The organism is Mannheimia sp. (genome assembly GCF_056854775.1).
This window is the reverse complement of sequence record NZ_JBXGGI010000069.1, coordinates 1-25,042: the sequence shown is the minus strand read 5'-3', so window position 1 is coordinate 25,042 and position 25,042 is coordinate 1. Positions and strand designations below refer to the sequence as shown.

The 25,042-nt window shown below is 38.3% G+C and carries 21 protein-coding genes and 1 pseudogene; 11 read left to right on the top strand and 11 right to left on the bottom strand.

Features of this window, described 5'->3' with window-relative positions; all coding sequences use genetic code 11:
* From dapB to ACJHV0_RS05250, 3 genes are all read left to right on the top strand, one after another.
* Window positions 1–768, top strand: a 768-nt coding sequence (dapB, locus tag ACJHV0_RS05260) for a 4-hydroxy-tetrahydrodipicolinate reductase (protein ID WP_483133579.1), incomplete at its 5' end; no start/stop codon positions are given.
* A 24-nt stretch (window positions 769–792) separates the two neighbouring features.
* Window positions 793–1,926 (top strand): methionine biosynthesis PLP-dependent protein, encoded by a 1,134-nt coding sequence (locus tag ACJHV0_RS05255; RefSeq protein WP_334253966.1) that lies wholly within the window; start codon window positions 793–795, stop codon window positions 1,924–1,926.
* Between the two features lie 282 nt (window positions 1,927–2,208).
* A complete protein-coding gene (locus ACJHV0_RS05250; protein ID WP_483133578.1) occupies window positions 2,209–3,687 on the top strand; it encodes a nicotinate phosphoribosyltransferase in 1,479 nt (492 codons plus the stop codon).
* A 73-nt stretch (window positions 3,688–3,760) separates the two neighbouring features.
* On the opposite strand, the gene cpdB is transcribed toward ACJHV0_RS05250, so the two are convergent.
* Window positions 3,761–5,737, bottom strand: coding sequence for a 2',3'-cyclic-nucleotide 2'-phosphodiesterase (cpdB, locus tag ACJHV0_RS05245; RefSeq protein ID WP_483133577.1), 1,977 nt, complete (start codon window positions 5,735–5,737; stop codon window positions 3,761–3,763).
* Between the two features lie 239 nt (window positions 5,738–5,976).
* Here cpdB and ACJHV0_RS05240 point away from each other — a divergent pair, with 239 nt between their 5' ends.
* The 5 genes from ACJHV0_RS05240 to ilvN all read left to right on the top strand — a co-directional run bounded on the left by ACJHV0_RS05240 (window position 5,977) and on the right by ilvN (window position 12,680).
* Entirely contained in the window at window positions 5,977–7,185 is a 1,209-nt protein-coding gene (locus tag ACJHV0_RS05240; protein WP_483133576.1) for an acetate kinase, read from the top strand.
* A gap of 50 nt (window positions 7,186–7,235) precedes the next feature.
* Window positions 7,236–9,371, top strand: a complete 2,136-nt coding sequence (pta, locus tag ACJHV0_RS05235; RefSeq protein ID WP_283385870.1) for a phosphate acetyltransferase — start codon at window positions 7,236–7,238, stop codon at window positions 9,369–9,371.
* A gap of 127 nt (window positions 9,372–9,498) precedes the next feature.
* Window positions 9,499–10,179, top strand: a complete 681-nt coding sequence (gene can / locus ACJHV0_RS05230) for a carbonate dehydratase (RefSeq protein ID WP_483133575.1) — start codon at window positions 9,499–9,501, stop codon at window positions 10,177–10,179.
* A gap of 295 nt (window positions 10,180–10,474) precedes the next feature.
* Window positions 10,475–12,196, top strand: coding sequence for an acetolactate synthase 3 large subunit (locus ACJHV0_RS05225; protein ID WP_483133574.1), 1,722 nt, complete (start codon window positions 10,475–10,477; stop codon window positions 12,194–12,196).
* Window positions 12,189–12,680 carry an acetolactate synthase small subunit gene (ilvN, locus tag ACJHV0_RS05220; protein ID WP_483133573.1) on the top strand — a complete coding sequence of 164 codons (492 nt, stop codon included), beginning with the start codon at window positions 12,189–12,191 and terminating at the stop codon, window positions 12,678–12,680. The genes ACJHV0_RS05225 and ilvN overlap by 8 nt, the downstream gene beginning before the upstream one ends.
* A 64-nt stretch (window positions 12,681–12,744) precedes the next feature.
* Here the strand turns inward: ilvN and argA are convergent, their stop codons facing one another.
* The 3 genes from argA to pepP all read right to left on the bottom strand — a co-directional run bounded on the left by argA (window position 12,745) and on the right by pepP (window position 15,810).
* Entirely contained in the window at window positions 12,745–14,058 is a 1,314-nt protein-coding gene (gene argA / locus ACJHV0_RS05215) for an amino-acid N-acetyltransferase (protein WP_334253971.1), read from the bottom strand.
* 131 nt (window positions 14,059–14,189) lie between these two features.
* Window positions 14,190–14,375, bottom strand: a complete 186-nt coding sequence (locus tag ACJHV0_RS05210) for a YegP family protein (RefSeq protein WP_025235997.1) — start codon at window positions 14,373–14,375, stop codon at window positions 14,190–14,192.
* A gap of 112 nt (window positions 14,376–14,487) precedes the next feature.
* Window positions 14,488–15,810, bottom strand: a complete 1,323-nt coding sequence (gene pepP, locus ACJHV0_RS05205) for a Xaa-Pro aminopeptidase (RefSeq protein ID WP_483133572.1) — start codon at window positions 15,808–15,810, stop codon at window positions 14,488–14,490.
* 222 nt (window positions 15,811–16,032) lie between these two features.
* On the opposite strand from pepP, the gene ACJHV0_RS05200 reads away from it, so the two are divergent.
* The gene (locus tag ACJHV0_RS05200; protein WP_334229239.1) at window positions 16,033–16,356 is read left to right on the top strand and encodes a transcriptional regulator; all 324 of its coding nucleotides are present in this window, start codon (window positions 16,033–16,035) and stop codon (window positions 16,354–16,356) included.
* 63 nt (window positions 16,357–16,419) lie between these two features.
* Here ACJHV0_RS05200 and glpX read toward each other — a convergent pair whose 3' ends face one another.
* Window positions 16,420–17,439: a class II fructose-bisphosphatase gene (gene glpX / locus ACJHV0_RS05195; protein WP_283385864.1), complete on the bottom strand. Its 1,020-nt coding sequence runs from the start codon at window positions 17,437–17,439 to the stop codon at window positions 16,420–16,422.
* 194 nt (window positions 17,440–17,633) lie between these two features.
* Here glpX and zapB point away from each other — a divergent pair, with 194 nt between their 5' ends.
* Together zapB and ACJHV0_RS05185 are read left to right on the top strand one after the other, a co-directional pair.
* Window positions 17,634–17,852, top strand: a complete 219-nt coding sequence (zapB, locus tag ACJHV0_RS05190; RefSeq protein WP_025236000.1) for a cell division protein ZapB — start codon at window positions 17,634–17,636, stop codon at window positions 17,850–17,852.
* 53 nt (window positions 17,853–17,905) lie between these two features.
* A complete protein-coding gene (locus ACJHV0_RS05185; RefSeq protein WP_483133571.1) occupies window positions 17,906–18,487 on the top strand; it encodes a thymidine kinase in 582 nt (193 codons plus the stop codon).
* Window positions 18,488–18,560: 73 nt separating this feature from the next.
* Here the strand turns inward: ACJHV0_RS05185 and tsaB are convergent, their stop codons facing one another.
* The 6 genes and pseudogenes from tsaB to ACJHV0_RS05155 all read right to left on the bottom strand — a co-directional run.
* Entirely contained in the window at window positions 18,561–19,253 is a 693-nt protein-coding gene (gene tsaB, locus ACJHV0_RS05180; protein ID WP_483133580.1) for a tRNA (adenosine(37)-N6)-threonylcarbamoyltransferase complex dimerization subunit type 1 TsaB, read from the bottom strand.
* 71 nt (window positions 19,254–19,324) lie between these two features.
* Window positions 19,325–20,413 (bottom strand): 3-deoxy-7-phosphoheptulonate synthase AroG, encoded by a 1,089-nt coding sequence (gene aroG, locus ACJHV0_RS05175; protein WP_483133570.1) that lies wholly within the window; start codon window positions 20,411–20,413, stop codon window positions 19,325–19,327.
* 81 nt (window positions 20,414–20,494) lie between these two features.
* Entirely contained in the window at window positions 20,495–21,334 is an 840-nt protein-coding gene (ypfJ, locus tag ACJHV0_RS05170; protein WP_334236364.1) for a KPN_02809 family neutral zinc metallopeptidase, read from the bottom strand.
* 166 nt (window positions 21,335–21,500) lie between these two features.
* Window positions 21,501–24,179, bottom strand: coding sequence for a DNA translocase FtsK (locus ACJHV0_RS05165; protein WP_483133569.1), 2,679 nt, complete (start codon window positions 24,177–24,179; stop codon window positions 21,501–21,503).
* 10 nt (window positions 24,180–24,189) lie between these two features.
* Entirely contained in the window at window positions 24,190–24,672 is a 483-nt protein-coding gene (lrp, locus tag ACJHV0_RS05160) for a leucine-responsive transcriptional regulator Lrp (protein WP_025236006.1), read from the bottom strand.
* 50 nt (window positions 24,673–24,722) lie between these two features.
* A pseudogene (locus ACJHV0_RS05155) lies at window positions 24,723–25,042 on the bottom strand (ribonuclease D); the annotation flags it as partial.

Genomic DNA, 25,042 nt, shown 5'->3' with positions numbered 1-25,042 from the left:
CGTAATCTTATCACTGCGGTGCAAAATGCCCAAGGGGTAGAGCTAGGTGCAGCTTTTGAGCGTAAAGGTTCATCATTAGTTGGAGCGGATGCCGGAGAATTAGTCGGCATTGGTAGCTTAGGCGTTGTTGTGTCAGATGATGTGGCAAAAAATGCTGATAAATTTGATTTATTAATTGATTTCACTCGCCCGGAAGGTACGTTAGAGCATATCGCTATCTGTGTGGAAAATAATAAGAAAATGGTAATTGGTACCACAGGTTTTGATGATGCAGGCAAAGCGGCAATTCAATCTGCTGCAGAAAAAATCGGTATCGTGTTTGCCTCAAACTACAGCGTAGGCGTAAATTTAGTATTTAAACTGTTAGAAAAAGCGGCAAAAGTGATGGGCGATTATTGCGATATCGAAGTCATTGAAGCTCACCATCGCCACAAAGTGGATGCACCATCAGGCACAGCGTTATCAATGGGCGAACATATTGCGAAAACGCTCGGTCGTGATTTAAAAACGCACGGCGTATTTGAGCGTAACGGTATTACAGGAGAACGTAAGCGTGATGAAATCGGCTTTGCGACTATTCGTGCCGGTGATGTAATCGGTGAACACTCCGTATGGTTTGCCGATGAAGGAGAACGTGTGGAAATTGCCCACAAAGCCTCAAGCCGAATGACCTTTGCTAACGGCGCGGTACGTGCAGCAAAATGGTTAAACACCAAACAAAACGGACTGTTTGATATGACAGACGTGTTAGATCTCAATAATCTATAAAAATGTAAATGAAGGATAATAACAATGACAAAATTCAACAACATCGAAACGACTTTAGTTCAAATTGGCAACCGCACCGACCCTCGCACTGGAGCGGTAGCAATGCCGATTATTCTTTCTACCGCTTATGGTCGTGATGGCTTGGGCGAATCAACTGGTTGGGATTACACCCGCACCAAAAATCCAACCCGTGCCGTGCTAGAGCAGGGGATTGCTGATTTAGAAGGTGGCGATGCAGGCTTTGCGATGGCATCCGGTATGGCGGCAATTCAGTTAGTGATGTCGCTATTTAAAGCCCCTGATGAATGGATTATTTCAAGCGATGTTTACGGTGGTTCTTACCGTTTATTCGATTTCAGCCACAAAAATCACGGTACTTTAAAGCCTGTGTATGTGAATACGGCAGATTTAGCCGCGATTGAGGCAGCAATTACCCCTAATACCAAAGCGATTTTTGTGGAAACACCGTCCAATCCGTTAATGGAAGAGTGCGATGTCGCCGCAATTTCTAAAATTGCGAAAAAACACAACTTAATGTTGATTGTAGATAATACGTTCTTAACTCCAGCTTTATTCCGCCCGATTGAACACGGTGCAGATATTGTGATTCATAGTGCGACCAAATATTTATCCGGCCATAATGATGTGTTAGCCGGCTTAATTGTGGCAAAAGATTCAGAAGCGACTAAAGTAAACGGACAAAACTTAAGCGAGCGTTTATTCTATTTCCAAAACTGTGCCGGTGCAGTACTTTCGCCGTTTGATTCCTATCTTGCCGTGCGTGGTATGAAAACCTTAGCATTACGTATGGAACGCCATCAATATAACGCCACTGAAATTGCTAAATTTTTAGCAGAGCAGCCGGAAATTGACAGCGTGCTTTATTCAGGCAAAAGCGGCATGGTGTCGTTCCGTCTGCAAAAAGAAGAATGGGTACCTAAATTCTTAAAAGCGATAAACTTGATTACCTTTGCGGAAAGTTTAGGTGGAGCAGAAAGTTTTATCACTTACCCAGCAACCCAAACCCATATGGATATTCCAGAGGCAGAACGTATCGCTCGTGGTATCACTAATACCTTATTACGTTTCTCAGTCGGTTTAGAACACGTGGAAGATATTAAAGCGGATTTACTACAAGCCTTTAAACAGTTGAAGTAGTTGTTCATCCTAAACTTACAAGCGGTCAGATTTTTTGTATTTTTTGCAAAAGAGATGACCGTTTGTTTTTTTTGAATGTATAAATGGATATTTGAAAGGAAAGTTGTTTATGGATTTATAGAATTCATTATTTTAATACTTTATTTAACATAATATACGTTATGCGAAATTTTTATTAAGGAAGATTATTTTGATTTATGTCTTTTTGTAATAAATACTTTCCATTTTCAACTAAGTTATGTTAGGCTTTAGCCACTTAAAATGAGATAAGGACTTTACTAAATGAACAGCATATTAGATAAAAAAATCAGATCTACTGCAATCCCATCATTATTGTGTGATTTTTATAAAACTTCCCACAGAATACAATATCCGGAAGGCTCTCAATTTTTATACAGTACCTTTACGCCTCGTAGTAATGCAAAAGCACCTTTTCTTCATCGTATTGTTTCATTTGGTTTCCAAGCATTTATTGTAAAATATTTAATCCATTATTTTAATGATAACTTTTTCTCTCGCTCAGAATTTGACGTTGTTACTGAATATACGAGATTTATTGCAGATACCTTACAAATTGAAGATTCCGGCGAACATATTGCACAATTACATCAATTAGGCTATTTACCGATTAGAATTAAAGCCATTCCTGAAGGTAAATCGGTTGCAATCAAAGTGCCGATGATGACTATCGAAAACACACATCCTGATTTCTTTTGGCTCACTAATTATTTGGAAACATTGATTAATGTTTCTCTATGGCAGCCGATAACATCGGCATCTATTGCTTTTGCTTATCGTAAAACATTAATGCAATTTTCTGAGCAAACTTGCGATAATAATAGTCATCTCCCCTTCCAATCTCACGATTTTTCAATGCGTGGAATGAGTTCGTTAGAATCAGCTGAAAGCTCAGGAGCCGGGCATTTAACCTCATTTTTAGGCACAGATACAATCCCCGCCATTTCATTTGTTGAAGCCTACTATGGTTCAAAAAATCTTATCGGAACGTCCATTCCTGCTTCCGAGCATTCTGTAATGAGTTCGCACGGTGTTGATGAATTACCAACATTCCGCTATTTAATGGGTAAATACCCCAATAATATGCTCTCTATTGTGGCAGATACCACCGATTTTTGGCATAACATCACGGTAAATTTACCATTGCTCAAAGAGGAAATTCTCGCTCGCCCGGAATCGGCAAAAATTGTTATTCGTCCTGATAGTGGTGATTTCTTTGCCATTATTTGTGGCGATGTTACAGCCGAAACCGACTACGAACGTAAAGGATTAATTGAATGTTTATGGGATATTTTTGGTGGAACAATCAATAACAAAGGCTATAAAGTGCTTAATCCGCATATTGGTGCTATTTATGGCGATGGCGTAACCTATGAAAAAATGGTTAAAATTTTGGAAGGATTAGAAACAAAAGGCTTCGCATCCAGTAATATTGTGTTTGGTGTAGGGGCTCAAACCTATCAACGTAATACAAGAGATACGCTTGGTTTTGCGATTAAAGCTACTTCTATCACAATTAATGGCGTTGAGAAAGCCATTTTCAAAGCCCCAAAAACTGATGATGGTTTGAAAAAATCGCAAAAAGGTCGAGTAAAAGTAATTACTTTAGATAGCTATGTTGATGGCTTAACTGCTCTTGATGATTTTTCTGATGATCTTTTAGAGCTGGTTTTTGAAAACGGTAAATTGGTTAAAGAAACAAATTTTGATGAAATCCGTCAAAATATTTCTGCTCAGTTTTAGCTAAAGCAAGCGGTTGAATTTTTTAAATTTTTTGCAAAATTTCTATAAAATTCAACCGCTTGTTATTTACTATTTACTTAGTTAAATCAATACGATACACCGCAAAGCCTGTTTCATCATTTTCAATATATTCCATCGGATATTGTGCATTCTCTTTTATAAAAGTTTTTGCTTTTTCCGTTGGCGATGTTTCAAAACGAATATCCAGTTTTACCGTTGCGTTAATTGGAGCGATTCTCCAGTTGTTATCCGCTTTTGGACTGACTTGTCCGTGATCTTTACTTTCTGAGGTAATATAATTCGCTAACACTTGGCGATTTTCATCAGGTGCAGCAAAAACAATATGTTTATCGCCGGTTCCCGGGAATTTAGCACCATAAGCTCGGTAGTTGTTCGTTGCAATCAAAAACTCTTGGTTTGGTTCAACAGGTTTACCGTCAAAAGTGAGATTTACTACACGGTGTGCGTTTTCATTAATTAACTTACAATCGCCGTCATAGCGAGCCGGTTGGGTTAAGTCAAATTGATAATTTACGCCATCAATCACATCAAAGTTATAGGTGCGAAAGCCTGTCCAATCAAGTAAAGATTGTGGTTTATCACTCGTTGTATCAATTTGTTTGAACATTCCTGCACTGCATTCTAACCACTCTTTCAGCTCTGCACCGCTTGCTTTAACCACCACTAACGTATTTGGATAAAGGTATAAATCTGCCGCATTACGGAACGTTAATTCGCCTCTATCTACTTCAGTATAGCCTGTTGGATCGTTTTTACGACCGCCTGCTTTAAATGGTGCTCCGGCACTTAAAATAGGAATACCTGCAAGTTCGGGCAAGCCTTTAACTACGTTTTCCACATAGGCTTTTTGTGCTTGGTTTACAATTTGAATGGTTGGGTCATCTTGAACTAACGCAAGATAGCTGTACATATTATCTGTTGCTTTACCAATCGGTTGAGCCACAAATTTACGCGTTTCTTCGTGTGTTTCTTTTAATAATGCCACAATTTCCGGGTGGTTTTCAACTTTTGCTTTTTTCGCTTCGGCATCATAAATTGGACGCAACTCTGCTCTGCCGTCCACCACGCCCCATTTGCCATTATGTTGAGCTAAACTTAAATCAATCACACTGATATTATTTGCCCAATAACCTGCCATACTTTGAGGAACATTTTTCATTGTGCCTTTTTCAATATCTGCATTTGGCGATTGTGCAAATTCTTTATTTGGGAATAAACGGTGTGAATGTCCGAAAATTACTGCATCAATACCTTTTACATCAGCAAGATAAAAAGCTGAGTTTTCCGCACCCTCTTGATAAGGTTCATCAGATGGACCTGTGTGAGCTAGAGCAATAATCACATCTGCCCCCGCTTCCTTGATAAGTGGAATATATTTTCGTGCGGTTTTAACAATATCTCGAGCTTCAACTTTACCTTCAAGATTTGCTTTATCCCAAACCATTACTTGCGGTGGTACAAAACCGATATAGCCGATTTTGACGGTTTGTTCTTTGCCGTTTTCATCAATGACTTTTTTCTCTTGAATATCATAAGGTTTGAAGAATGGATCGTCTGTACCCGGTTTTACAATATTAGCATTCACAATGGGGAATTTAGCTTGTTTGATAGCATCATCTAAATAAGCTAGACCATAGTTAAATTCGTGATTACCGAGCGTCCCTGCATCATATTGCATCGCATTTAATGCCATAATTGAAGGCTCTGCTCTGCCCTCTTTTGAACCTTTGGTGGATTGGTAGTCTGCAATCGGATTGCCTTGAATTAAATCGCCATTATCCACCAGTACACTATTTTTCACTTCTTCTCTGGCTTGCTTAATTAAAGTTGCAGCACGAGTGAAACCAAATTTATCGGTTGGGGCATCTTTATAATAGTCAAAATCGGTTAAGAAACTGTGAATATCGGTTGTAGCAATTACACGTAATGCGGCTTTATTTTGAGCATTTTTGGCAAAAGCCGACGGTTGAGTACCTAAAATAAGCATTGCACTTGCACCGAGTTGAATAAATTTTCTTCTATTTAGCATAAAAAATCTCCAGATGAAATAGAACAACAAAATTGCAAAATATTTTAGAAAAATAACCGCTTGTTTGCTATGTTTTTTCGCATTTATACCCTGTTATATCAAATTTTAATCATATTTTTACCTTTCTTTAACTTCAAGGATTTATTTTAATGGCTGAAAGGTGTATCCTTTGTACCTGAATATACAGATAAAATTTGTATGCTATTCAAAGTCATTTCATAAAATAAGGTAATTTGACCATGTCTAAAAACTTAATCTTAATCCTTAACTGCGGTAGTTCATCTCTTAAATTCGCTATTTTAGATCCTAAAACCGGTGATGAAAAATTATCAGGTCTTGCGGAAGCTTTTCACTTAGAAGATGCACGTATCAAATGGAAGTTAAATGGAGAGAAAGGTAATGCCGATTTAGGTGCAGGTGCGGCACATAGTGAAGCACTTACATTTATTGCTGAAAAATTATTGTCTGATGAATTAAAAGCAAATATTGGTGCTATCGGTCATCGTATTGTTCACGGTGGTGAGAAATTTACATCTTCTGTTGTGATTACAGATGAAGTGATTAAAGGTATTGAAGAAGCTGTTCAGTTCGCTCCGTTACATAACCCTGCTCATTTAATCGGTATCAAAGAAGCGTTCAATATTTTCCCAGAATTAAAAGATAAAAACGTAGCTGTTTTTGATACAGCATTCCACCAAACGATGCCTGAACACGCATTCTTATATGCTCTTCCATATAAATTCTATAAAGAACACGGTATTCGTCGTTACGGTTTTCACGGTACAAGTCATTTCTATCTTACTTCTCAAGTGGCTGCACTTGTGGGTAAACCGGTTGAGCAAACCAACACCATTATTTGCCACTTAGGTAATGGTGGTTCAGTCTCTGTTGTACGTAACGGCAAATGTATTGATACGTCAATGGGTTTAACACCATTAGAAGGTTTAGTGATGGGTACCCGTTCAGGTGATCTTGACCCGGCAATTATCACCTTCTTATACAATAACTTAGGTATGTCAATGAAAGAGATTGACGATACTCTAGTGAAAAAATCAGGTCTTTTGGGCTTAACAGATGTAACTAGCGACTGCCGTTATTCTGAAGATAACTATAATGATGAATCTAAACCTGAAGCAAAACGTGCTTTAGATGTTTATAGCTACCGTTTAGCAAAATACATTGGTTCATATATGGCAATTTTAGGTGCAGATCACTTAGATGCTATCGCATTCACAGGTGGTATCGGCGAAAATTCAGGTTTAGTGCGTGAATTAACGTTAAATCACTTAAAATTATTTGGTATTAAGTTAGATAATGAGCGTAACCTAGCTGCTCGCTTTGGTAAAGACGGTGTAATTACAACTGATGACTCAGCGTTTAAAGCTGTAGTAATCCCAACTAACGAAGAGTTAGTAATTGCACAAGATACCGCTAAATTAGCATTATAATGATACAGGGGCAGAGTTTCTGCCCTTTCACTTTCTAATTGGAAATAATTATGTCTAGAACAATTATTCTTATTCCTATTTCAACAGGTGTCGGCTTAACCAGCGTCAGCTTGGGTTTAGTCCACGCATTAGAGCAAAAAGGCTCTAAAGTTGGTTTCTTAAAACCTATTGCTCAGCCTATTAGTGGCGAAGATACTTTAGACCGCTCAACTACAATTATTCGTGCAGACCAAACTACTGAAGTTGGCGAACCATTTATGCTAAGCGAAGCAGAAGCATTGATTGGTCAGAACCAAACAGATGTTTTATTGGAAAAAGTGGTAGAACGTCATCAAAAACTGTCTAAAAATAATGAAATTATCATTATTGAAGGTTTAATTCCAACCCGTAAAAATTCTTATGCAAACAGCATTAACTATGAGATTGCACAATCACTTGATGCTGAAATTATCTTAGTTGCAGCTCCGGCTTCAGATACACCGGCTCAATTGAAAGAACGTATTGAAGCTGCTGCTTCACAGTTTGGTGGTCGCCACAATCCGAATTTATTAGGTGTCATTATTAATAAATTCAATGCTCCTGTTGATGATTCCGGTAGAACTCGTCCTGATTTAACTGAAATCTTCGATTCATTCCAACATTCTAATAATAATGTTTCTGAAGTAGAAAATCTTTTTGCGAAAAGCCCGATTGAACTATTAGGTTGTATTAGTTGGAAAGCAGAGTTGATTGCGACTCGTGCTATTGATGTAGCTAAACATTTAGGTGCTTCAATTATTAATGAAGGTGAACTTAAAACTCGCCGTATTCGTGGTGTAACTTTCTGTGCTCGTAGCTTGCCACATATGGTGGATCACTTTAAAGCCGGGAGTTTATTAGTAACTTCTGCTGATCGTCCGGAAGTATTAGTTGCTGCTTCACTTGCCGTAATGAATGGTGTGAAAATTGGTGCAATTTTATTAACCGGTGGTTATAAAATTGATAGTACAATTGCTAAACTTTGCCAACAAGCTTTTGAAACAGGTGTTCCTGTATTCCGTATTGAAGGAAACACGTGGCAAACTGCATTGAGCTTACAAAGTTTCAGCTTAGAAGTACCTGTAGATGATAAAGAGCGTATTGCTGCGATCAAAGAGTATATGGCAAGCCAATTTAATGTGAACTTCATTGATGAAATGTCTAAAGCCGGTACTCGTACCCGTCGTCTATCCCCTGCTGCATTCCGTTATCAATTAACAGAATATGCCCGTCAAGCGAAAAAACGTATTGTATTACCGGAAGGCGATGAGCCTCGTACAGTAAAAGCTGCTGCATTGTGTGCTGAACGCGGTATTGCAGAATGTGTACTACTCGCACCACCTACAGAGGTAGAACGTGTTGCTGAAGCTCAAGGTGTAGTATTAGGCAAAGGTATTACGATTATCGATCCTGCAACTATTCGTGAAAACTATGTTGATCGTTTAGTTGAACTGCGTAAAGCAAAAGGTATGACAGAAGTCGTTGCTCGTGAGCAATTATTAGACAATGTTGTATTAGGTACGATGATGCTTGAAGCCGGTGAAGTTGATGGTTTAGTATCAGGTGCTGTAAATACAACCGCCAATACTATTCGTCCACCAATGCAGATTATTAAAACTGCACCGGGTAGCTCAATTGTTTCTTCAATCTTCTTTATGCTATTACCTGATCAAGTATTGGTATATGGCGACTGTGCGGTAAACCCGGATCCAACCGCTGAACAATTAGCTGAAATTGCAATCCAATCGGCAGAATCAGCAAAAGCATTTGGTATTGATCCTCGTGTTGCAATGATCTCTTACTCAACAGGTACTTCCGGTTCGGGAGCCGATGTTGAGAAAGTGAAAGAAGCTACTCGTATTGCTAAGGAAAAACGCCCGGACTTAATAATTGATGGTCCATTACAATATGATGCGGCTATTATGGAAGATGTTGCTCGTTCTAAAGCACCAAATTCGCCGGTAGCAGGTAAAGCAACGGTATTTGTGTTCCCAGACTTAAATACTGGTAATACCACTTATAAAGCAGTACAACGTTCTGCAGATTTAGTTTCTATCGGTCCAATGCTACAAGGTATGCGTAAGCCTGTAAATGACTTATCTCGTGGGGCTTTAGTTGATGACATTGTTTATACAATCGCATTAACCGCTATTCAAGCAACACAATAATTCACTTATTATTGGATTAATAAATGCCCTTTCACACAAAGGGCATTTTTATTTTTGCCTACCCTACTTTTTAATTTAATCATATAATCCTAGTCGGATAAAACATAGAGAGTAAAGAGGAGAATTTATGGAGAAAATTGAACGTCTGTTTGCGAATAACCACGCTTGGGCAACTCAGATGAAGGACGAACAATCCGATTATTTCAAAAAATTAGCCGAGCATCAAAAGCCAACCTATTTATGGATTGGTTGCTCAGATAGCCGTGTTCCTGCTGAAAAACTAACAGGTTTAGAACCGGGTGAATTATTTGTGCATAGAAATGTAGCGAATATGGTTATTCATACTGATTTAAACTGTTTATCCGTCGTACAATATGCAGTAGATGTGCTAGAAATTGAACATATTATCATCTGCGGTCATACCAATTGCGGTGGTATTAATGCTGCAATGGCACAAAATGATCTTGGTTTAATTAATAACTGGTTACTCCACATTCGAGATATTTGGTTTAAACATAGCCATTTATTAGGTAAATTGCCTTATGAAGAGAGATCAAATGTACTAACTCGATTGAACGTAGCAGAGCAAGTTTATAATTTAGGACAATCTTCTATTATCAAATCCGCGTGGGAAAGAGGAAAATTGCTCTCATTACACGGCTGGGTTTATGATGTCAAAGATGGCTTTTTGAGTGATCAAGGTGTAATTGCGACCAGCCGAGAAACTTTAGAAATAACTTATCGCAATGCTATCGCTAAGATTACAACCGATGCGAATGAAAAACTAACATTACTTGAAGAAGCCTAACCTTACAAGCGGTCATATTTCATTACTTTTTTGCAAATTTTAAATTATTTTAATGAGTATTTTTTGTTCAAACAATTGTTTTTGGTAATAAAGATTTAAATTTTGCTAAAAGCATAAAATATAGTATATAAAATCATAATGCCGCCATTTTCTAACTTTATCTTTATAAAAATCCGATTTTATTAGCTTAAAAAGCAGATAAAACCAGAATTCTTGTTAAAGACATAGCTAGACAGCTATAAAAAAATCCTGCAGAATCGAACCAACTTAATGCGATTTTTGGTTGGAGGATTTAATGAAAAAACTTTCTGGTGCAGAAATGGTGGTACAGTCCCTTAAAGATGAAGGCGTTGAATACGTTTTCGGTTATCCGGGTGGCTCTGTACTTGATATTTATGATGCCATTCATACACTTGGCTTAAACCACGTTTTAGTCCGCCACGAGCAAGCTGCTGTACATATGGCAGACGGCTATGCTCGTTCTACCGGTAAAGTGGGGTGCGTGCTGGTTACTTCAGGACCGGGAGCAACCAATACCATTACAGGTATTTTAACCGCTTATACTGATTCTATCCCAATGGTAATCCTATCAGGGCAAGTTCCATCTAACCTTATTGGGAGCGATGCTTTCCAAGAGTGCGATATGATTGGTATCTCTCGTCCTGTAGTAAAGCATAGCTTCTTGGTAAAAAATACGGAAGATATTCCTCATATCATCAAAAAAGCATTCTACATTGCTTCAACCGGTCGTCCCGGTCCTGTTGTGATTGATATTCCGAAAGATATGGTAAACCCATTAAATAAATATCCGTATGAGTATCCGAAATCAGTATCAATGCGTTCATACAATCCAACAGTACAAGGTCATAAAGGGCAAATCAAAAAAGCATTGAAAGCCTTATTGGTTGCGAAAAAGCCTATTCTCTACATTGGTGGTGGTGTAATTAATGCAGAATGCTCTGCAGAAGTTACTGAGTTTGCTCAAAAACTAAATCTTCCGGTTACAACCTCATTAATGGGGTTAGGTGCTTACCCTGCTTCTGATAGACAATTCTTAGGAATGCTCGGTATGCATGGTACTTATGAAGCAAACAATGCAATGCACGAAAGTGATTTAATTTTAGGTATTGGTGTGCGTTTTGATGATCGTACAACAAATAATTTAGCCAAATACTGCCCTAATGCGAAAGTAATTCACGTTGATATTGACCCAGCCTCTATTTCAAAAACCGTACCGGCTTATATTCCGATTGTAGGCAGTGCAAAAAATGTAGTTGATGAATTTTTATCATTATTAGATGATGAAAATCTTGCAAAAAGTCAGACAGATTTGACCGCTTGGTGGCAACAAATTGATGAATGGAAAGCTCGTAACTGCTTATCTTTTGAAGAAAGCTCAGAGGTAATTAAACCACAGCAAGTAATTAAAATGATCCACAAACTTACTAATGGTGAAGCCTATGTTGCATCAGATGTCGGTCAGCACCAAATGTTTGCTGCACTTCATTATGGCTTTGATAAACCACGCCGTTGGATTAACTCAGGTGGTGCAGGTACAATGGGCTTTGGCTTACCGGCTGCAATGGGCGTTAAATTTGCTCACCCGGAGGCAACGGTTATTTGTGTAACGGGCGATGGCAGTATTCAGATGAATATTCAAGAGCTTTCAACTGCTAAACAGTACGGCACCCCTGTTGTTATTATCAGCTTAAACAACCGTTTCTTAGGTATGGTAAAACAGTGGCAAGATATTATCTATTCAGGTCGTCATTCACAAGTGTATATGAATTCTCTACCAAATTTCGCTAAATTAGCGGAAGCTTATGGACACGTTGGTATTCAAATTGATCACCCGTCTGAATTGGAAGAAAAATTAACTCAAGCCTTTAGCATTAAAGATAAATTGGTCTTTGTAGATATTTTGATTGATGAAACAGAACACGTTTATCCAATGCAAATTCGTGGCGGTGCAATGAATGAAATGATGTTAAGTAAAACGGAGAGAACAAATGCGTAGAACATTAGCAGTATTATTAGAAAATGAATCAGGTGCGTTATCTCGTGTGGTTGCCCTGTTCTCACAACGTGGCTTTAACATTGAAAGTTTAACTGTTGCTCCAACCGATGACTCAAGCCTTCCACGAATGACGATTGTTGCACAAGGCGAAGAAAAAGTACTAGAGCAAATCGAAAAACAATTACACAAATTAGTTGATGTATTTAAAGTAAGTAATTTAAGTGCTTATGAACACGTTGAGCGTGAAGTGTTATTAGTGAAAGTACGTGCAACAGGTTCATCTCGTGATGAATTAAAACGTATGGTGGATATTTATCGTGGACAAATCGTGGATTTAACCCCGAAACTTTACACCATTCAGCTCTCAGGTTCGAGTGAAAAACTTAATGCATTTATTGAGGCTGTGAAAGAAGAAACTTCAATCGTTGAAATTGTTCGTTCCGGGGTGATTAGCCTATCTCGTGGCGATAAAAACTCCCTGTAAGCGGTTAAATTTCCGCTGAAAATTGCAAAATCCCTTTATTGAAAGATAAAGGGATTTTCTTATCTTAGAGTGGCAATATCAACACTTTTGATCTGCGTTGATAGTTATAATTTTCTCGCTTATAACGAGGTAAATCTTGAGCATCTGCTAATCTAAAGCCACGTTCTTGAAACCATTGAGTAGTTCGGGTGGTTAGCACAAAGAGTTTTTCCATTCCTAACTGCTCTGCTCTTTTGCGGATATTCTCCAATAAAATATCGCCTCTTGAGGAATCTCGATAATCCGGGTGAACCGCCACGCAAGCCATTTCTGCCATTTTTTCTTCCGAATAGACATTCAATGCCGCACACGCAATTACTACGCCATCCCGCTCAATAATAGTATAGTTAGCAATTTCCATTTCTAGCTGTTCACGAGAGCGTTTAACCAGAATGCCCTGTTGTTCAAGAGGACGAATTAAATCCAGTAATCCCGGAATATCTCTTGCAGTAGCAATGCGAATATTTTCCGAGCTTTCCATTGAGAACTGTGTACCGATACCATCACGAGAGAATAACTCTTGCAGTAGTGAGCCATCTTCTTTATAGCTCAGTAAATGGGAACGTTTTACCCCCTCTCGACAAACACTGATCGCTGCCTGTAAAAAACGGGCTTTTGCCGTATGATACTGCCCTTGCTCGATTAAATTGTTCAGCACCTTTTGTGCATCTTGTGGCAAGATATCCGAAATGACATTGCCTGCTTCATCTAAAATCCCCTGCTCTTCACAAAAACCGATTAATTTATCGGCACGAAGTTTAATTGCAACTTGAGTGGCAATATCTTCAAACGGTAAATTAAACATCTCTCCTGTTACAGAAGGGGCTATAGGTCCAAGTAATACGATTGAATTTTGAGCAAGCTGCTGTTTGATGCTCTCCACATTAATGCGACGAATTTTGCCACTTAAGGCATAATCTACCCCATCAACTACGCCAATTGGCTGAGCCAAGATCATATTACCGCTCACTACATTAATCACTTCGGAATGCGGTAAACGCAACGAAAGGCGGGCAAATAAGTCGTAATGCACTTTCCCTACCGCTTGTTTAACATACTCTAGCGATTGCGGATTTGTGATTCGGATATTATTGTAATACTCAGGCTCAATATTATTTTGGGTTAAGAGCTGATTAATTTGCGGTCTTGCCCCAAACACAATCACTAATTTGATATTCAAGCTATGCAATAAGCTAATATCATTGATAATATTGATAAAATTTGGGCTTTCGATAACATCGCCATCAAGCATAATCACAAAGGTTTTCCCCCTGTGCATATTAACGTAGGGCGTAGATTGTCTAAACCACTGTGCTAAAGCTAATTCTGTGTTGTGCATAATCTTCCTCGTAATAGTAGCCACTATATTAGCTTTTTTAGAAAAATCCGCAACCATTAAATTGAATAATTAGTCATATTTTTTGCATAAATAACAAAGCCCTAATATTCAAAATATCAGGGCTTTATTTATTATGCTTCAGCTTTAGTTAAATCTTTAACTTCTGTTTCTGCGGTTACTTTTTTAACTGCTTCGATACCTTTTTGGCAACTTTGTTTGGTTTTATACGCTTCGCCTGTTGCAACTACTTCGTGGTTACCTGCTTTTAAACGCCAGCGGTATTCGCCTTTAGCATCTTGATAAATTTCAAAATACATATACTACTCCTTAATGTGCTAACCCCAAACACTGTGTTTGGTTGAGTTAGCTTAAGCGAAATTCAGAAAAATATCAAAGCAAGCGGTCATTTCTTTACAAAAAATTGCAAATTTATTGTGCCGATTGCATCAACTGCTCAATATCAGCAATTTCTTTCGGGCAACCACTGGTTAAATTTTTATTACCATAATCGGTAATCAGCAGGTTATCTTCAATACGGATTCCAATGCCTTTATATTGCTCCGGTACATCTGCTTCTTTCGGAATATAGATACCCGGCTCAACTGTCAGCACCATACCAATTTGTAATGGACGATCCCGCTCTGTGCCATAATCGCCAACATCGTGCACATCTAATCCTAACCAATGCCCTAAGCCGTGCATATAAAATTGACGATATGCCTTTTGCTCAATCAATTCGTCCACATTTCCAGTCAAAATACCTAAACGAACCAAACCTTCTGTGAGAATTTGCACTGCTTTATCATTAGCTGCCTTAATAGAACTATCCGGCACAAGTAGTTTTGTTGCTTCTTTTATCATCGTAAGTGTTAATTCATACAGTTCTTTTTGTGGCTCGGAAAATTTGCCGTTAATCGGAAACGTTCGAGTGATATCGCCGGCGTAATAAGCAAATTCCGCACCTGCATCAATCAGTAATAAATCACCATCATTTAACACTTGGTCATTTTCATTATAGTGCAAAATGCAAGCATTCTCTCCGCCTGCTACAATAAAATTATAGGCAGGAAATCTTGCTCCAAAGCGGGTAAATTCGTGCTGCATTTCCCCCTCAATTTCTAACTCATAACGATTTGGACGAGTTTGTTTCATTGCTCGGATATGTGCCATCGAAGAAATATGGCAAGCCTGTTGAATAAGTGCAATTTCGAGTTCTGACTTAATTAATCGCATTTCAGATAACATCGGCTGCCAATCAATCAATGTAGTAGGTGTTTTTTGACGATTTGCGTTCATTTCATCAAATGTAGAAAAAAGAATGTTATCGCCCCATTCCTGCAAGCCCCTTGCATAATAACAAGCGGTCAAATTTGCTAATTTTTTTGCAAGAACGGCATTTATTTCCTCAACATCAAAAGCTTCGTGAAACTGTAACGTTTTAGGAGCATTTTCAGTGCCTAATCGCTTCCCATTCCAGGTTTCCATTAAAGGGTCTTTTTTCCGAACAAAAATAATGCTTTCTGTTTTATCTGCTTGTTTAATCAATAATATGGCTGATTGAGGCTCAGCAAATCCACTGAGATACCAGAAGTAGCTATCGGGTCTGAATAAATAATCACAATCATTGTTACGACATTTTTCTGACTCGGTAAAAATCAATAATGCTGAGTTATCCTGCATTTGCTCAAATACACGTTCACGGCGTGCGGTAAATTCCTCTTGCGGCATTTTTGCCAAATAAGCGAGATCCATAAATTCCTCTCTTTATTTCATTTTAGTACAGCTATTTTAACACAAATAATCCCATATTTTTAACCTGGCTTAAATCAATTAAAGCTTATATTTGATATATTGAATGTCTCTCAAAAATGATTTAAGATTAAATATAAACCTTAATGCAACAAAAGACCTTTTTTAATCCATTTTATTTATAATAAGACCAGAAAAGATCCAATATGAGCCATAGAGATAATTATGAAGCTTTCAGTAGAATTACAAAATCAGATTAACCAGTTAAATCAACTCAGAAAACAGGCTTTAAAGCAGGAGCAAGAAGAACAGAAATTATTTGAGAAGAATAAAATTAATGACTTGGAGCATTTTGGAAAGCAATTAAATGCACAAAGGAAATTATTGGGGATCGAACTTACTACGCTTGAGATGCAAACAGGCGTTTCAAGCTCTACTCTTAAACGTTTATTTAAAGACCCGAGCCAAGTGAAATTTCAGACAATTTGTGTGGTTGCAGAAACATTAGGATTTAATTTATGTGCAATCAATACCCATCAGTCTGAATAAGCGTTACAACGTATTGGAAAAACATAAAAAAATCGGGCGTATTGCCCGATTTTATGAGGGAAATTATAAATCCATTAATGAAAGTAGCTCATTATCTTTACGATCAACGTAATGGTCAGATTGGATTCTACGGATAGTTCGTGATTTACCGCGAATTAATAGGGTTTCTGTGCTAGCAATATTGCCTCTACGCTTAATTCCCTTCAATAAATCGCCTGATGTAATACCTGTTGCGACAAAAACAATATTATCATCACGCACTAAATCTTCTAATTTCAGCACCGTATTAATCGGTACATTCATCTCTTTACAACGAGAAAGCTCTTTTTCCGTCGCGGTTAAATGCTCAGGACTATTACCTTTTACTTGGTTACGGGGAATGAGTTTTACATTCATATCGCCACCTAAGGCTCGGATTGCCGCACCGGCAACAACGCCTTCCGGTGCTCCGCCAATACCATAAAGCAGATCTAATTCACCATCTGGTAAACAACACTGTACTGCTGCTGCCACATCGCCATCTGGAATAGCTATAACCCTTACACCAAGTTTTTGCACATCAGCAATGATTTGTTCGTGGCGAGGTTTCGCTAAAATAGCAATCGTTAATTGAGAAAGTAATTTGCCTTTTTTAGAGGCTACACGGCGAAGATTTTGCTCAAGCGGTAGGTTTAAATCAATCATTCCTTTGCATTCAGGACCGACAACCAGCTTTTCCATATACATATCAGGAGCTTTTAAGAATGTTTCTTTCCCCCCTGCAGCAAGTACCGACAGTGCATTTGATTGCCCCATCGCGGTAATACGCGTTCCATCAATCGGATCAACTGCTATACTGATTTCTTCATCTTCCAGACGAGATAAACCAATTTTTTCACCAATATACAACATTGGAGCTTCATCAATTTCGCCCTCGCCAATAACAACTTCTCCGCGTATTTCCATCTGGTTTAGCATAAAACGCATTGCTTTAACAGCCGCTTCATCCGCCGCATTTTTATTACCACGCCCAAGCCAAGAATAAGCTGCAAGTGCAGCAGCTTCTGTTACACGAGAAAATTCAAAAGAAAGAGTTCGTTTCATTTTTGTTCCTTAGTTTCTTGAAAGAAAAACTTTAAAAGAAGAGAGATTATATTTTAACAGTAACGAGAAGCCTGCGTTACTAAAAAATCATCATTTGCATAAAAATTCATAAATAACCAAACTTTTTTATGAAAATAAGGTCTGATTTAGAGTATAATCTTTACAAGTTTTACATCATTTAGAGGGAATTTATTATGTCATTATCGGTTTTAGACCAATTAGAAGAAAAAATCAAACAAGCTGTTGAAACTATTCAATTACTTCAATTAGAAGTTGAAGAATTAAAAGGTAAAAACGATACAGCAAGACAAGAAAACGAAACATTACGCAATGAGTATGAACAATTAAAAGTGGAGCAACAAAACTTCCAAGATCGTTTACGTTCACTTTTAGGTCAAATCGACAACGTTTAATTTCCAATCATAAACGGCTAAATTGTTAGCCGTTTTTTTATTATCTATCAAATATGGCAAAGCTCTATTTTTACTACTCATCAATGAATGCGGGCAAATCGACTACGCTACTTCAATCTTCTTATAATTATCAAGAACGTGGTATGAATACATTAGTTTATACCGCTGCGATTGATGACCGTTTTGGTGTTGGGAAAGTCAGTTCTCGTATTGGTATTTCTCAAGAGGCGACATTATTTAATGCTGAAACTGATTTATTTGCAGAAATTAAGCAATCTCACAACAATAAAACGTTACACTGTATCTTAATTGATGAATCTCAATTTCTTACCAAAGCTCAAGTTTACCAGCTTACTGATGTGGTTGATAAATTAAAAATTCCTGTACTCTGCTATGGATTACGCACTGATTTCCAAGTAGAATTATTTGAAGGGAGTAAATATTTATTGGCGTGGGCAGATGAATTAGAAGAGCTAAAAACTATCTGTGATTGTGGTAAAAAAGCTCATTTCGTTATTCGTTTAAACGAGAAAGGCGAAGCAATTAAAGAAGGCGAACAAATCCAAATTGGCGGTAATGATAAATATCTTTCAGTCTGTCGTTATCACTACAAGCAAAAATTGGGTAAGTTATAATAGATAACAAGCGGTTAAATTTCTCTAGAAATTTGCAAGTTGCAAAAAAATAACAAAATTTAACCGCTTGTATTTATCGTTTATTCGGTAATTTTTCCCAAGTTACTTCATTTCTTAGATAAACAGGTTCGATTTCAAGTGCAGACTGAACATTACCTTTTGCCATTTCTGACTGTGCAATAGATAACATATGCCGGCTTGAAGGTAAGGTAATTTCGCTAACTACAAGCGGTAAATTTTGTTCGGAAAATTGCGAATACGCCGCCCAGCCTGTACCGACTACAACAGTATTTTCAATTAATTGAAATTGTTGAATTGCAGCTTCAGGCGAACAGACTTGTTCTGTTACTATCTCATTCCATTCATTACCGTTTCTGGAAAATTGAGCAAAATAAACTTCATTCATTCGGGCATCAATTAATGCAATGACATTTTCTGCACCGAGTTTTTGGTAGGCTTCTTCTGCCATTGCTTTTAGATTAGAGACAGCCACTACAGGCAAGTTTGCTCCCATTGCTAAGCCTTGAGCAACACTTACGCCCACTCTAACCCCCGTAAAACTGCCCGGACCACGTCCGAATACTAAATAATTAACGTCTTTGATCTGAATATTCGCCTGCGTAAGTAATTCATCAACCATTGGCAAAATACGTTGTGTATGGGAACGAGGGCTAATTTCATCAAGGGTGGAAATTTTCCCATTATGCAGTAACGCAACCGAACAGGCTTCTGTTGCGCTATCTAAGGCAAGAATTGTTGTCATAATCTCTCTAAGAAAATAAAAGGCATACGTTTAAACGTACGCCATTATATAAAAATTAGTTAAAAATTGAAATTTTACGGACGATTTTTACGGCGTTGTTCCACTGCTTGGGCTAAAGCAAATAGTGCTTTTTCGCTATCTTCCCAGCCAATACAAGCATCAGTAATACTTTGTCCGTAAACTAAGGCCTCTAAGCCTTTACCTTCGATTAAATCTTGGCGACCTTCCACTAAATGGCTTTCAATCATCACACCTGAAATAAAGTCTGAACCACTCGCAATTTGTCTGCAAACATCTTCACAAACGTCCATTTGGCGTTTAAATTGTTTTTGGCTGTTTGCGTGGCTAAAATCAACCATAACGTGTGGACGATTACCGGCTTTTTCGATAGCTGCACAAGCTTCAGCAACAGATACTGCATCGTAATTAGTGCATTTATCGCCACCACGTAAAATAATATGACAATCCGGATTACCTGCGGTCGTTACAATCGCAGAATGTCCAAATTTGGTAACAGATAAGAAATGGTGCGGTGATTTTGCTGAAGAAATCGCATCTAATGCAATTTTCACACCACCATTTGTACCATTCTTAAAGCCAACGGCACAAGATAAACCTGAGGCAAGCTCACGGTGAACTTGCGATTCTGTCGTTCTCGCCCCAATTGCTCCCCAGCTCATAAAGTCTGCCATATATTGCGGAGTGATCATATCTAAGAACTCACCCGCTGTTGGTACGGTTAAATCATTGATATCTGATAACACTTTACGAGCGATACGCAAACCATCATTTAACGCATAGGTTTCATTTAAATATGGGTCGTTGATTAAACCTTTCCAGCCTACAGTTGTACGCGGCTTTTCAAAATATACACGCATTACTACTTCTAAATTTTGGTTAATTGTAGGATTTGCACGCATTTCTTTGATTTTTTGTGCGTATTCTAACGCTGCTTTCGGATCGTGAATTGAGCAAGGTCCAATTACCACTAACAAACGATCATCAGCTCCGTGTAAAATTTTATGGATTGCTTTACGAGTTTGTTCAACAGTTTCTGCTGCTACATCGCTGGCAGGATAGCGTTCTAATAATGCAACTGGGGGTAATAATTCTTCAATATTTGTGATTCTAACATCATCATTTTTAGCATCTGTATAAGCCATTTTTCACTCTCTAAATAAAAATAAAGTTGTACTATCATAATAGTACAACAATAAAGGCATTTCAAATATTTAATTCACTTTTTAATTAAATGTATTACAAACTGATGGATTGCCCGCAGTTAAGCCTTTTTTGAACCACTCTAAACGTTGAGCTGACGAGCCGTGTGTAAAACTATCCGGCACAACATAACCTCGACTTTGCTGTTGTAATCTATCATCGCCTACAGCCTGTGCAGCATTAAAAGCGTCTTCAATATCACGTTGCTCTAATCTATTTTGCTGAGCAAGTTGATGCCCCCAAACGCCAGCAAAGCAGTCTGCTTGCAATTCTACATTGACTGAAATCTGATTTGCTACCGCTTTAGACTTAGCTCTCATCTGTTCACGCTGAGTTTTACCTGTAATGCCTAATAAATTCTGAACGTGGTGCCCTACTTCGTGTGCAATCACATAAGAGAAAGCAAATTCTCCCGATGCTCTCAGTCTTTTACGCATATCATCATAGAATGATAAATCAATATATACTTTTTGATCTACAGGGCAATAGAAAGGACCCATTGCCGATTGACCTGTACCGCAAGCCGTTTGAGTTGCACCACGATAAAGTACTAAAGTTGGCTCTTTATAAGTTAGACCATTTTGTTTGAAATAAGCATTCCAAATATCTTCTGTGCTGGCTAACACTTTAGAAGATAAATCTTCTAAATGTGCTTCTTCAGAACTTTCCAATTTTGATGATGCTTGTTGGTAGCTTTCTTGACCGCCCATTAAACCGCTTAAGTCCACGCCATAATAAGCTCCGACCAGCACAATAATAAAGGTAAGAATGCCCCCTTTACCTCGCCCAACGGACATTCTCCCTGAACCACTTGCACGTCTGTCTTCCACGTTATTACTACGTCTTAACCCACCTAATCGCATAATCTTCTCCAATCCATAAACGAAAATTAAAAATTAGATTGATTTTAGCTCAAAGGCACTTTTTATACTATGATTTATTTAATTTAAATAAAAACAAGCGGTCAGATTTTTTTCAAAAGTTGTAAACTTTTAATGAAATCTGACCGCTTGTATTTCTAATTAAAGCTTATCTTGCAAGCACTTCTCGTTTTCCGCCCTTACCCGGTTCAGACACAATCCCCTGTGCTTCCATTTGATCCACAATTCTGCCGGCTCGGTTAAACCCTAGTGAGAATCGGCGTTGAATGTTACTAATGGAAACCGAACCTGTCTCAATAGTATATTCTACGACTTCGTCAAATAGCGGATCTAAATCTCCCCCTGCATTATCATTTTTAGCGTCATTATCATCTGATTTCGATTCTACAATGCTATCAAGATAGTTAGGTTTGCCTCTTGCTCGCCAGTTATCTGCCACACGTTGTACTTCTTCATCTTTCATAAATGCCCCGTGTACGCGGATAATATCCGGACTTCCCGCCCCAGAGTAAAGCATATCGCCTCGTCCCAATAAGGCTTCTGCACCACCAGAGTCTAAAATCGTTCTTGAGTCGATTTGGCTCGCCACCGTAAAGGCTATACGGCTTGGAATGTTCGCTTTAATCACGCCTGTAATTACATCCGTTGATGGGCGTTGGGTAGCAAGAATTAAATGAATACCGACAGCCCTTGCTTTTTGTGCAATTCGCATAATATACTCTTCAACTTCTTTGCCGGCAGACATCATCAAATCGGCAAATTCATCAACAATTAAGACAATATAGCTTAATTTTTGTAGTGGCGGAGGTAAACTGTCCATTGAATCGCCCGGTCGCCACGTTGGATCTGGAATTGGTAAATTCATTGCCGCCGCTTGGTCAATTTTAGCATTGTAGCCTTCGATATTACGCACCTGTAAATGACTTACTAAAATATAGCGACGTTCCATCTCTTCCACCGCCCAGCGTAACGCATTGGCTGCTTTTTTCATATCAGTTACTACCGGCGTTAATAAATGCGGAATATCGTTATAAATGGAAAGCTCCACCACTTTCGGGTCGATCATAATAAAGCGAACTTGCTCAGGCGTAAGCTTGAACAAGAGGCTTAAAATCATTGTATTCACTCCAACCGATTTACCGCCACCCGTTTGCCCTGCAACTAATAGATGCGGCATTTTCGCCATATCAACCACAACAGGATTACCGCTGATATCCTTACCGAGAGCCATTGGCAAGGTTGCAGTGGTATGGAGGAATTCATCGCTATCTAATACATCATGCAACCACACGGTTTCACGATGTTTGTTTGGTGTTTCAATCCCCATATAGGGTTTATTTGGAATAACTTCAGTAATACGAATTGCCTTAAACATTAATCCACGAGCAATATCACTGGCTAGACCGGTGATTTTAGATGCTTTAACCCCTGCTGCAGGTTGAATTTCATAGCGAGTAACAACAGGACCGACTAACACATCTTCAACGGTTGCTTTCACACCAAAATTCGCTAACTCTGCTTCTAAACGTACAGAAGTATCACGAATTTCTTGCTCGGTAATTTGCTGTGTTTGAACAGGAGCTTTATCCAGCAAATCCAATGTTGGCAATGGGGTTGTTGGTTTCTCGGTAGTTACTTTGCGTTGTAAAAGTGGGTGAATTAAGGTATCGCCATACCCTTTCGGGTAACTTGGTTGCTCCGTAACCTCTTTCATTGCTTTCGGTGGTGTTACCATAAACTCAGGTGTAATTTCACGCACGTCATCAATTTCATCTTCAACCGTTTCTTCGTACTCTTCCTCAATCACATTTTCAATTTGAACATGAGGAATGATTGCTTCGTTTTGGATTGTCTCAGTAAATGTTGTTGTAGCTTCCATTTCATTTTCAATTGCGGTATTTAAACGAATTGTCGGCATTTGAACGTCATTTATTTGAATATGCTGCGAGCGATAATCCAATTCTTCAGGTTCAACTTGTTCAATCACCTCATCAGCAGTTTCAAGTTGAGTATTGATATTAATAGTTGGCAGTTCTAAATCCGGTTCAATATCATACATTTCATTATTATTGGTTGTTTCAGTGGCAGATTGTCTTAATCCACTGATATTTGGGCGTTTGAACGCTGAAATATCCGTAAATTGCGGTTGTTTTTCTTCCTCTACATCAACAGTTGTTTCTTGTTCTACTGCAAGCGGTTGATTTTGCTCCGAACTTTGCAAATTGTGCGAAACTTCATCAGATTTGCGTTCTTCTGTTTTTGCCATCAGCCAATCATAGAATTGCAATAAAATAGGTAGCAATGATTGAGCTGAGCAGAAATATAAACCAGCGACTGTACAAATCATCGCAATAAGTAATGCACCGAACTGCCCCATCGTTTCAGAAAGTACAGATTGCCAAATTCCGCCAATAAATCCACCGGAAAGATAGTACGCGGTGTTTGAGAAAAGTACGCTAAATAAGCCTGCAAGCCCAACCATTAGCAAGAGAAAGCTGATTAAGCGGAAGCAGAAAGTTTTCCATTTCATCTCAGAGCTTAAGCCCATACCTAATACATAAATTGATGAAATAATTAAGGTAAAAGGGATTAATACCGCTACTTTTCCAAACATAGCGTAAAGCATATCAATGCTCCAAGCACCGAAACCGCCAGCTTTATTTAAGGTCGTTTGCGTAAGTGTGCTTGCAACTGTCCAGGTATTATCTAACGGACTATAACTTGCCCACGCAACCAGTAAATAAATACCCAGCAGACAAGCTAATATAAGCATTAACTTAATTAACGTTTCTTTACCTTTAAAATGTGGTTTGAGTTGATCTAACACTCAATTCTCCTTACTTTAACAACAAATAGTTGGTTTGTTTTACTTCTTCCATTACCACATAGGTTCGGGTGTCGTTCACGCCCGGTAAACGCAATAAGGTTGTACCCAGTAATTTACGGTATGCTGCCATATCTGCCACACGGGTTTTTAGTAGATAATCGAAATCTCCCGATACTAAATGACACTCTTGAATTTCGTCTAACTGCTGGATCGCTTTATTAAATTCCTCAAATACATCGGGCTTACCTCGCACAAGGGTAATTTCCACAATAACCAATAAAGGAGCATCTAACAATTCCGGATTTAATAACGCTTTATAACCTGTAATCACGTTATTTTTTTCAAGGCGTTTAACTCGCTCTAAACAAGGGGTTGGTGAAAGCCCTACACGTTTCGATAACTCAATGTTTGAGATTTTTCCGTTACGTTGTAGCTCGTTTAAGATTTTTAAATCAATAGCATCTAGTGCTTTAGGTAGTTTTTTATGTTCCATATATACTCCTTTTTAGGCAATTATACTGTGCTAGACACAAATAGTCCTAACTAATTTTGCGATAACACCGATAATAATTGTTTACCAAAAGATTCTCGCCAACCTCTCAATAATTCAGGCATTTTTTCTTGCGGCTTACCATCAATAAACCATTTAAACAGTTGGCTTAATTGGCGTTTACTTGCGATCAGTTCCGGGGCAAGATCAAGCGGTCGAATTTCGGCTAATTTTTGCAACATTGCTTGCATATTGTATTTATAGCCTTTTTCGTCTACTAAACGATAAATAAGCGTAGGATAATTTTCAGGTTTCACTGCTTTTCCTTGCTCGACTAACCAGAGAATTTTTTTACCGTGAATTCTAACCTCAT